At 41.0% G+C, this 7,207-nt stretch carries 6 protein-coding genes; 5 read left to right on the plus strand and 1 reads right to left on the minus strand.

What is annotated here, in order from left to right:
• The first annotated feature begins 402 nt into the window (after window positions 1–402).
• The 5 genes from EKM82_RS10985 to EKM82_RS11005 all read left to right on the plus strand — a co-directional run bounded on the left by EKM82_RS10985 (window position 403) and on the right by EKM82_RS11005 (window position 6,701).
• Window positions 403–1,608 (plus strand): glycosyltransferase family 4 protein, encoded by a 1,206-nt coding sequence (locus EKM82_RS10985; protein ID WP_125769407.1) that lies wholly within the window; start codon window positions 403–405, stop codon window positions 1,606–1,608.
• Window positions 1,605–2,624: a glycosyltransferase family 4 protein gene (locus tag EKM82_RS10990; protein ID WP_125769410.1), complete on the plus strand. Its 1,020-nt coding sequence runs from the start codon at window positions 1,605–1,607 to the stop codon at window positions 2,622–2,624. Before EKM82_RS10985 ends, EKM82_RS10990 begins: the two co-directional genes overlap by 4 nt.
• 66 nt (window positions 2,625–2,690) lie before the next feature.
• Complete coding sequence (locus tag EKM82_RS10995) at window positions 2,691–3,773, plus strand: lysylphosphatidylglycerol synthase transmembrane domain-containing protein (RefSeq protein WP_125769413.1); 1,083 nt, start codon at window positions 2,691–2,693, stop codon at window positions 3,771–3,773.
• A gap of 291 nt (window positions 3,774–4,064) precedes the next feature.
• Complete coding sequence (locus EKM82_RS11000) at window positions 4,065–6,197, plus strand: LTA synthase family protein (protein ID WP_125769416.1); 2,133 nt, start codon at window positions 4,065–4,067, stop codon at window positions 6,195–6,197.
• A gap of 45 nt (window positions 6,198–6,242) precedes the next feature.
• Complete coding sequence (locus EKM82_RS11005) at window positions 6,243–6,701, plus strand: Fur family transcriptional regulator (protein WP_125769419.1); 459 nt, start codon at window positions 6,243–6,245, stop codon at window positions 6,699–6,701.
• A 9-nt stretch (window positions 6,702–6,710) separates the two neighbouring features.
• Here EKM82_RS11005 and EKM82_RS11730 read toward each other — a convergent pair whose 3' ends face one another.
• Window positions 6,711–6,920, minus strand: coding sequence for a hypothetical protein (locus EKM82_RS11730; RefSeq protein ID WP_164508272.1), 210 nt, complete (start codon window positions 6,918–6,920; stop codon window positions 6,711–6,713).
• Between the last annotated feature and the right edge of the window lie 287 nt (window positions 6,921–7,207).

The raw sequence follows: 7,207 nt of genomic DNA on the forward strand, positions 1-7,207 counted from the left end.
AGCAATTAGACAAAGGCTCGTATTGATGACAATTTGAAAAATTGGCATCAATCGATGCCGGCCGCGTTCCACAACCAGCAAGCCCGCAATGAAGTCAGACTCTATTCTTTTTCAACACGATCACTGTGTTTTTATCGTTTTTGATCTTGACGCAAACTAAAGTTGGTCATGTGTCTCAACCAGCAGTCCCCAATACAGCCAGAACCAATGATTTAATAAAAAAATAGTCAATAACTGAATTTTATGATTTACTAGTATAGTTAGCTTATTAATAATTAACGAATTAATTAGACCTTAGACCGTGCTTTTTTAATAGCAATCCTGTTAGAATTAGCCTAAAGATTGCATTGGCAATTATGAATCTCTATAATTGATTTAAGAAGTTTGAGAGGGGGAAGGATTTTGAATATTGGTATGTTTACCGATACTTATTTTCCTCAGGTAAGTGGTGTCGCGACTTCAATTCGGACCTTAAAAGAGGATTTGGAGCGTAAGGGACATCATGTTTACATTTTTACGACCACTGACCCGGGTGTGGATAAAGAAGAGGTTGAACCAAACGTTTTCCGTTTCACCAGTGTGCCGTTTGTTTCCTTTACTGATCGGCGGGTTGCGGTGCGCGGTTTATTCCACGCGCTGGAAGTTGCGAAAGAATTAGATTTAGATATTGTTCATACACAAACCGAATTTTCCATGGGCTGGATCGGTAAATTTGTCGCGAAAAACCTGCATATTCCTTGTGTGCATACTTATCACACTATGTATGAGGATTATTTGCATTATGTAATGAATGGCAAACTATTGCGCCCTTATCATGTCAAACAATTTATTCGGACTTTTGTGAGTCACATGGACGGTGTTGTGGCCCCAAGTGAGCGAGTGACTGATACTTTGCGCCGCTATGGTGTTAAAATTCCGATTCGCGTGATTCCCACGGGTGTTGATATTCGCAAGTTGGACCAAGCTCATCCCGAGGCTGTTTTACAATTGCGGGAGCAGTTAGGTTACGAGCCGGGGACACCGGTCATCATGTCATTAAGTCGAATCGCCCCTGAGAAAAAGTTGGACCAAGTCTTGGGTATTTTTCCAGACTTGCAGAAACAACTGCCGAACTTGAAATTTTTAATTGTCGGTGACGGGCCGGAAAAAGAAGAATTAGTCGCTTTAACTAAAAAAATGCAGATTGATGATGCCGTGACCTTCACTGGCGAAGTGAATCATGAACAAGTGGCGCCATACTACCAATTGGCCGACTTATTTGTGTCCTCCAGTGATACGGAAACCCAGGGCTTAACTTATATTGAAGCGATGGCTGCTGGTTTGAAATGCGTGGTTCGTAGTGGTGAATACACTGATAATTTGTTTGATAATCCAGATATCGGCACCACTTTCCGCGATTTAAACGAAATGAAACAACAAGTCATCAATTATTTACAACATCCCCATGCTTTTACCGATGAAGCACCACGGAAACGCAAGCTTTTTGAAATTTCTGCGGATCATTTTGGTGATCAAATTCATGACTTTTATCAAGATGCCACTGATAATTATCATCTAATGAACCTGAACCATCTTAGTGTCACTGGACGCAGCGAGGAGAAAGTATGATTCATATTAATATGTTTTCATCAGCTGATAAAGTTGCTGGTCAAGGCGTGGGTAGTGCCTATTTAGAACTGATCCGTTTACTACAAGAGCGGCTTAGTGATCAATTTGACGTGACCATTAATCATTATGGTCGCGCCGATTTGACTCATTATCATACAATTGATCCGCAATTTTTCTTGTCGACTTTTTCTAAGAAACGTGGTCGTAAGATTGGTTACGTGCATTTCTTGCCGGAGACGATTGAGGGCTCGTTAAATTTGCCTGGCTTTGCCAAGAAGGTTTTCTACGCTTATATGATTAAGTTCTACAAGCGAATGGATCATTTAGTGGTCGTTAATCCGATTTTCATTCCCAAGATTGTGGCTTATGGGGTTCCCGAAGAGAAAATTTCTTATATTCCCAACTTTGTTTCACCTGAGGAATTTCCTAATCGTGATCAAGCTGCTAAACAAGCCTTACGCGAAAAGTATCATTTTCCTCAAGACAAGTTTATTGTTTTCGGTTCGGGGCAAGTGCAGCAACGCAAAGGCGTCGATGATTTTGTTAACTTAGCTAAATTGCATCCTGAGGTGCAATTTATTTGGGCTGGCGGTTTTTCTTTTGGCAAAATGACTGATGGCTACGACCATTTTAAGAAGATTCTTGATGATCCCCCCGCCAATTTACTATTTCCGGGGATTGTTAAGCGTGAAGAAATCGCTGATTATTTAAATTTAGCTGATTTATTCTTCTTGCCTTCATATGACGAGCTATTTCCCATGTCAGTTTTGGAGGCCTTTAGTTGTGGTGTGCCGGTTTTATTACGGAATTTACCACTTTATCAAGCCATCATTGCCCATGATTATGTAGAAGCACCAGATTTAGCTGGCTTTGATCAGGCGTTACAGAAATTAATGAGTGACCAAACTTATTATCAGAAATATCAGCAGTTGGCAGTGAGCACGGCGCAGCAATATTCGCCAGCACATTTGGCGCAGATTTGGCAGCGCTTCTATACAGAACAAGCAAAATTATAGGGCCACACAGGGCAGTGGCGTCACGCAATTAATCTAGTTAGGGTAGTTTAGGATAGGTAGGACACAATGAATCGAAAAAATAAATGGGTTTTGTTCTTCATGATTTTGCTGGGCGGTTTTATCTTCTGGCGTGAAGGGCGAACCATCAATTTTCAACAAGTCGTGCAAGGGTTTAGTCGAATTAAATGGCTTTGGTTAATCGTGGCGGTATTATTAATGCTGTTTTCTTTTGCCGCCGAAGCATTAGCCTTAGAGAAATTATTAGAAAAACCTGGCGAGCCTAAACAACCCCGCTGGAATTTATTACGAATTCCACCAATCGAGGCGGTTTTTAACGCGGTGACGCCTTTTTCATCAGGTGGGCAGCCAGCACAGTTAGTGGCCTTGCTGCAAATCGGCTATGAAGGTGGCCGGGCCAGCTCGGTGTTACTCATGAAATTTATTATTTACCAATTAATGGTGTTGATTAATTTCGTCTTCACCATGTTAATTGGCTTCCATGAAGTCGTTGGTCGTTTCAAGGGGCTAGCGGTTTTAATCACTTTCGGTTTTGTGATCCACGTCTTCACAATCAGTATGTTATTAATGATCATGTTTTATTATCGCTTCACTAAGGCAGCGACCATTGGCTTCTTTAATCTTTTGCGACGCATGTTTAAGGCCCGGCCTAAATTCGATAAGTGGCAAAAAACAGCACTGGAGAAAATTGAGACTTTCCATGAAGAAAGTATTAAATTAAAACGGGAAAAGAAGAAAGTGGCCAAGGCGGCGGCACTGACTATGGTGCAATTGCTGGCCTATTATTTGATTCCATATTTTGTGCTACTAGCTCTGGATGTGCCAAAGGTTGATTTATTAACGGTCTTCAGCATGCACGTGATGATTGTCATGATTACCTCGATCTTTCCAGTGCCCGGTGGTGCCGGTGGTGCCGAATACAGTTTTAAGACCTTGTTTTCCGCTTTCGTACCAAACAATACGGCTTTGATTCTGGGAATGTTCTTATGGCGCTTCATTACTTTCTACTTGGGAATTATCTTCGGGATCATTGCCACTGGGATCAAACCAAAACGGATTTTCCCCGCGAAATCGGCTAAGTTAGCTCAGGTAACACCGGAGGTTGAAGAGGAAAAGCCCTCGGTTGATTAACTGATTCGGTGACGACAATGCTGACTTTATTTTAAGTAAGATTAATTCATTCACTGCCGTTGTGAGCTTTTAAAAGTAAACTAAGCAACATCGCCCTAAATCTTTAGCGATTTAAGGGCTTTCTTATTTTAAGAACGATTATTACTAAAGAATTCTTTATATTTATCAAGAAATTTTGGTGAATTGCTTGGTTTTTGGTAAAATCAAAGTTGGTTTATTGAGTGATAAACAGGTAAAATATAACTGTAAATCGTTCGTTTGATTTTTTAACTTGAGGCATGGAGGATTTTCATGAAGCGTTTCACACAGAAACTAAGCTCTTTTTGGAATAGCCGGTGGGGCTTTTTCATTTTAGCGGTGGTCTTATTTTGGGCTAAGACTTATTATGCCTACATCGCAAAATTTAATTTAGGCGTTAAGGGGAGTATGCAATATTTGCTCCTAGCCATTAATCCGCTACCAACAACAATTTTGTTGTTTGGGATTGCCTTATATTTTAAGGGCCGTAAATCGTATATTATTTTAACCATTATCGATTTTCTAACCAGTTTGTGGTTGTTTGCGAATATTCTGTATTATCGCGAATTTTCCGACTTTTTAACCACGACTTTAATTAAGGGGAGCGGTTCGGTCTCTAATAACTTAGGGAAGAGTGTTGCCGGCATTGTTAAACCAACCGACTTCTTGGTTTTCCTTGATGTGGTGATTTTAATCGTTCTACTGGCAACTAAATTAATTAAAATTGATGTTAAACCGATTAAAAAAGTTGTGGCTGGTTTAGTCTCAGCGCTGGCAGTTTTGTTGTTTGGTTTTAATTTATCAATGGCCGAAACTGATCGGTCCGGGCTGTTAACACGGACTTTTGACAACAACTATATTGTTAAATATCTGGGACTTAATTCTTATGCGGTTTATGATACAGTCAAGGCCGCCAAGACCAGTGCAGTCCGCGCTAATGCTGACGCCAGTGATCTCCAGTCAGTCTTGAAATATATCAATACTAATTATGTCCCGGGTAATCCCGAATATACTGGGGTTGCTAAGGGTAAAAATGTTTTCGTGATTCATTTGGAAAGTTTGCAACAATTCATGATCGACTATAAATGGCAAGGTCAAGAAGTCACACCAAACTTAAACAAGTTGTATCACGAAACCAATACCCTGAGTTTCGATAATTTCTTCCATCAAGTTGGTCAAGGTAAAACTGCTGATGCTGAATTAATGTTAGAGAATTCCTTGTTTGGTTTGCCTGAAGGGGCGGCCATGGTTACTGCTGGCTCAACCAATACTTGGCAAGCGGCGCCAGCTATGTTGGACCAAAAAGGTTACACGACGGCGGCTTTCCACGGTGATGTGCCAAGTTTCTGGAATCGAGACAATACTTATAAATTCTGGGGTTACGATTATTATTTCAGTAAAGCCTATTATCCAAGTGGTAAGAACTATGAGATTGGTTATGGCCTGAAAGACAAAATCTTCTTGAAGGATTCGGCCAAGTACATTGAACAATTACCGCAACCATTTTATGCCAAACTGATCACGGTCACGAATCATTATCCTTATTTATTGGACAAAGCTAACCAAACTATCGAAAAAACCGATACTGGTGACTCAACTGTTGATGGTTATGTCCAAACAGCCCGCTACTTAGACGAAGCTTTAGGCGAATTCATGGATTGGTTAAAGGCAACTGGCTTAGACAAGAATAGTATGTTGGTTTTATATGGTGATCATTATGGTATTTCTGGTAATCATAAGCCGGCCGTTGCCAAGTTATTAGGCCAGAAGAAATTCACCGACTTTGATAATGCCCAGTTCCAGAAGGTACCATTCATGATTCATATGGATGGTCTGAAGGGTGGCATCAACCATACTTACGGTGGTGAAATTGATGTTTTACCAACTTTATTGAACTTGTTGGGTATTTCTAACAAGGGCGATGTGCAGTTTGGGACTGACTTACTGGCGACTAATCGTAATCAAACCGTCGCCTTCCGAAATGGTGATTTTGTCACGCCAGATTACACCAAGGTTGGGAGTACGTATTACGAAACCAAGACTGGTAAAGTCATTAAACCAACTGATGATAAGACCAAAGATACCTTGGCGCAATTGACCAACCATGTCGCCACGGAATTGTCCTTATCAGATCGGGTTATCAATGGTGACTTACTCCGTTTCTATGATCTCAAGGGCTTTAAGAAAGTGAAGCCATCTGACTATAGCTACAAGTACAGTAAGGCAATTGCCAAGTTGAAACGTGATCAGAAGAAAGATAAAAGTAGTTTATTGTACAAGAATGATGAAAAGTCGAGCCTAGATTTGTACAAAACGAATGCACCTGAGTTAGAATCAGAGTCAGATAGTAGTAAGAGTAGTAGTGAATCCAGTAGCAGTAGTTCATCAAGTAGTCAAGCTGACTAATGCGGACTAATTAGTTGCGGGATTTGCCCACTGAGGAGGGAAATTATGTCTGAAAAAAGATATCAAGATGCTTTGGCAGTATTGCGGCGCAATCAAATTCGGATTACCCCACAACGTCAGGCAGTCCTAAAACTATTAGTTAATTCACGTAGTCACCCAACTGCTGAGGCTATTTTTAACAGTTTAAAAGATGATTTTACGGGTATTAGTATTGGCACAGTTTACAACAACTTACGTTTGTTTAAGAAACTGGGCATTATTCAGGAGCTAACGTACGGCAATGAGCCTAGTCATTTTGATTACGCCCAAGTGCAACATTTCCATGTGGTTTGCCAACATTGTGGCAAAGTTGTCGACGTCTTTTATCCCGACTTAGCGCGAATTGAGCGGTTGGCCGAGAAAATCACCGGCTATCAGACGTTAGGCAATAACATTGAAGTTTACGGCCTTTGCCCTGATTGCCAAGCTTTATTGGCTGACAAGAACCATCAAGCTGAGGCTTAAATATTCCGCTTATTCTAGAGTGTCTATGGTTGACTCAAGTTCAGAATTTGTTGTTGCCGTAAAACAGAATTGGTTCTGACTGCATTGCGGGCCTGCTGGTTGTGGAACGCGGCCGGCATCGATTTGAGCTTCTTGCTGCGCAACAATCTCAAATACGAGCCTTTGTCTAACCGCTGAAGCGGCAAGACAAATTTGGCGGCTGACAACCACGCCCTCCATTCCGTCTGGAGTTGATGTGGTGCACTACATTTTTGTTAGTGATTAAGGCAAAGCTAGTGGGATTCATTAAGTCAATTTAATCAGTAATCATAAATGAACAGCAAAAAACGGTGTGACAGCTCTATTCTTAGTAGAGATTGTCACACCGATTTTGTTTCACCACAATCTGGCTCGGCCAAATAGTGGTGCTCAATTCTGTTAGTTTCATCAGGTGGTGGCGGCGCAATTGGCGTCAGCCATGAAATTATTCTTGCCGCTTTAGCGGTTAGAATAAGGCTTGTATTTAA

It is taken from the genome of Lapidilactobacillus wuchangensis (assembly GCF_003946645.1).
GTDB classification, from domain to species: Bacteria; Bacillota; Bacilli; order Lactobacillales; family Lactobacillaceae; genus Lapidilactobacillus; species Lapidilactobacillus wuchangensis.

Bases quoted from the DNA above. Each gene is read 5' to 3' on its own strand.
- EKM82_RS10990 (WP_125769410.1), top strand. From the start codon at position 1,605: ATGATTCATATTAATATGTTTTCATCAGCTGATAAAGTTGCTGGTCAA.
- EKM82_RS10995 (WP_125769413.1), top strand. From the start codon at position 2,691: ATGAATCGAAAAAATAAATGGGTTTTGTTCTTCATGATTTTGCTGGGC.
- EKM82_RS11000 (WP_125769416.1), top strand. From the start codon at position 4,065: ATGAAGCGTTTCACACAGAAACTAAGCTCTTTTTGGAATAGCCGGTGG.
- EKM82_RS11005 (WP_125769419.1), top strand. From the start codon at position 6,243: ATGTCTGAAAAAAGATATCAAGATGCTTTGGCAGTATTGCGGCGCAAT.
- EKM82_RS11730 (WP_164508272.1), bottom strand. From the start codon at position 6,920: ATGGAGGGCGTGGTTGTCAGCCGCCAAATTTGTCTTGCCGCTTCAGCG.